Below are 2,456 nucleotides of genomic sequence, written 5' to 3'. Positions count from 1 at the left end.
AAGGGCTTCGTGTCATCCCGCCGACCTGGCTACGCCCAACCGCGCGTGTCAAGGGGGCGCTGTGAACCTCTTGCCCGATCGTCCGCTGTTGTCGCCCCCTTGACGCGTGTGGTTGCCCTTGGGGAGGTCGGCGGGATGACACGAAACCCGGCCCACGACGCAACGGGGGCCGACGTCCCCACCCGGTCATCCTGCTGATCTGCCCGTCCGGCGAGGACGCTTTTGCTTTTTCCCTCTTCCTCCCACCCCCGCCGGCTCCTTCTCCCGCCCCTCCGGCGGCGTCACGCTAAGCAGGTTCTCAGGGATGTGTGGCACCTTTGTGGGGTGCGGATCCTGGTAGTCGAGGACGAGGTGCCGCTGGCCGACGCGATCGCGCGTGGCCTGCGGCGCGAAGGTATGGCGGTCGACGTCGCCTACGACGGCGAGACGGGCCACGAGAAGTCGACCGTGACCCGGTACGACGTGGTCGTGCTCGACCGCGACCTGCCCGGCATGTCCGGCGACGAGCTGTGCAAGGAGATCCTCAGCTCCGGTGCCCTGACCAGGGTCATGATGCTCACCGCGAGCGCCGGCGTGGACGACCGCGTCGCGGGCCTCTCCCTCGGCGCCGACGACTACCTCGCCAAACCGTTCGCGTTCCCCGAGCTGGTCGCCCGCGTCCGCGCCCTCGCCCGCCGCGCCACCCCGGCCACCCCACCCCTGCTCACCGCCCGCGACGTCGAGCTCGACCCCGCCCGCCGCACCGTGCGCCGCGGCGGCCGGCCCATCGAGCTCACCCGCAAGGAGTTCGGCGTGCTGGAGGTGCTGCTCGCCGCCAAGGGGTCCGTGGTCTCCAGCGAGGAGCTGCTCGAACGCGTGTGGGACGAGAACGCCGACCCGTTCACCACGACCGTCCGCGTCACCGTCATGACGTTGCGCAAGAAGCTCGGTGAACCGGGCATCATCGACACCGTGGTCGGCTCCGGCTACCGCGTGCCCACGGCAGCCTTCCCCGAAGAAGGCCCACGCTGAACCGTGAGCTCGCCCGCAGGCGCGGACCCGGGCTGCGCACGCGGCTCACCCTCCTCGCGACCGGCCTGGTCGCGTTCGTCAGCGGACTGCTGCTCCTGCTCGGCTGGCTGCTCGTCGGCCGCGTCATCGCCTCCTCGCCCCGCTTCGCGGACGGCAGCACGGTCATCGTCGACGGCCGCGAGGTCGACGCCGCCGCGCTGATGGACCTCCTCGGTGAACAGGCCAGGGACGACGTGCTGCGCTCCGGCTCCATCGCGTTCCTCTGCGTGGTCGCCGCGGCGGCCCTGCTCGCGTGGACCATCACCGGTCGCGTCCTCCAACCCGTGCACGACGTGACCGACGCCGCCCGTCGCCTGTCCGCCGAGTCCCTGGGGGAGCGGCTGCGCCTCGACGGGCCGCGCGACGAGGTCGCTGAGCTGGCCGACACGTTCGACGAGATGCTCGACCGGCTCCAAGCCGCGTTCGAGTCGCAACGGCGGTTCGTCGCCAACGCCTCCCACGAGCTGCGCACCCCGTTGGCCGTGATCCGCACCGAGCTGGACGTCACGCTCGCGGACCCCGACGCCGACGCCCAGGAGCTGCGCCGCATGGCCGGCGTGGTGCGTGCCGCGACCGAACGAGCCGAACAGCTGGTCAGCGCCCTGCTGCTGCTCGCGCGCACGGACGGGCTCGGGTTGGCGGTGCGCGAACCGGTGGACCTCAACGCCGTCGTCGAGTCCGCGTGGAGGGCCGCGCGGGCGGAGGCCGAGGAACGCCAGCTGCGCGTGTCGTTCCTGACGACCCCGGCACCCGCCGTGGGCGACCCGGCGTTGCTGGAGCGCATCGCCGGGAACCTGCTGGAGAACGCCGTGCGCCACAACATGCCCGGCGGGTGGATCGAGGTGCGCACCGAGAGCGGCCCCGAGTGGACCTTGCTGCGGGTCTCGTCATCGGGGCAGCTGATCGCGCCCGACCGCGTGGAGGAGCTGTTCGAGCCGTTCCGGCGGGGTGGCACCGACCGGACCGCGCGCACCGGCACCGGCCTCGGGTTGTCCATCGTGCGGGCCGCCGTCGCAGCTCACGAGGGTCAGGTGCAGGCCACGGCAGTGCCGGGCGGAGGGCTGTCGGTGGCTGTTCACCTGCCTTCCACCCCACACGGAAAACTGGTCTGAGTGGCCCCGGTCACACATGATCCGGTTTGAGGGCCCTCGCAGGGGGTATCACCTGCGAAGACGTGCCTCCTGACCCCCGATTTGTCTCTGCGTTGGGCGGGGTGTAACTTTCTCTCTGCCAGCGCGGAACGGGCCGGAGAGAGACCGGAACGGAGCGCGGCGAACATCAGCCCCGGATCGAATCACAGCAGTGATGAGTGATGGTGAGCGCGTGTTCTTTGAGAACTCAACAGCGTGCCGAATAGCCAGTAAATTGTATGAACCTCGTCAAGAGGTTTTCCTTTGAGATTGTTA

At 70.2% G+C, this 2,456-nt stretch carries 2 protein-coding genes; both read left to right on the top strand.

Going from position 1 to position 2,456, the window contains the following annotated elements; all coding sequences use genetic code 11:
- The first annotated feature begins 324 nt into the window (after nucleotides 1-324).
- Nucleotides 325-1,011 (top strand): response regulator transcription factor, encoded by a 687-nt coding sequence (locus tag AB0G02_RS35350; protein WP_360803344.1) that lies wholly within the window; start codon nucleotides 325-327, stop codon nucleotides 1,009-1,011.
- Nucleotides 1,012-1,211: 200 nt separating this feature from the next.
- Nucleotides 1,212-2,162, top strand: coding sequence for a HAMP domain-containing sensor histidine kinase (locus AB0G02_RS35345; RefSeq protein WP_360803341.1), 951 nt, complete (start codon nucleotides 1,212-1,214; stop codon nucleotides 2,160-2,162).
- The last annotated feature ends 294 nt before the right edge of the window (nucleotides 2,163-2,456 follow it).

The sequence above is a fragment of the Actinosynnema sp. NPDC023658 genome, assembly GCF_040639995.1.
In the GTDB taxonomy this organism is placed as follows: Bacteria; Actinomycetota; Actinomycetes; order Mycobacteriales; family Pseudonocardiaceae; genus Actinosynnema.
This window is presented reverse-complemented; position numbering and strand designations above follow the sequence as displayed.

Coding starts and splice junctions, on each gene's coding strand:
- AB0G02_RS35345 (WP_360803341.1), top strand. CDS start 1,212: ATGGACCTCCTCGGTGAACAGGCCAGGGACGACGTGCTGCGCTCCGGC.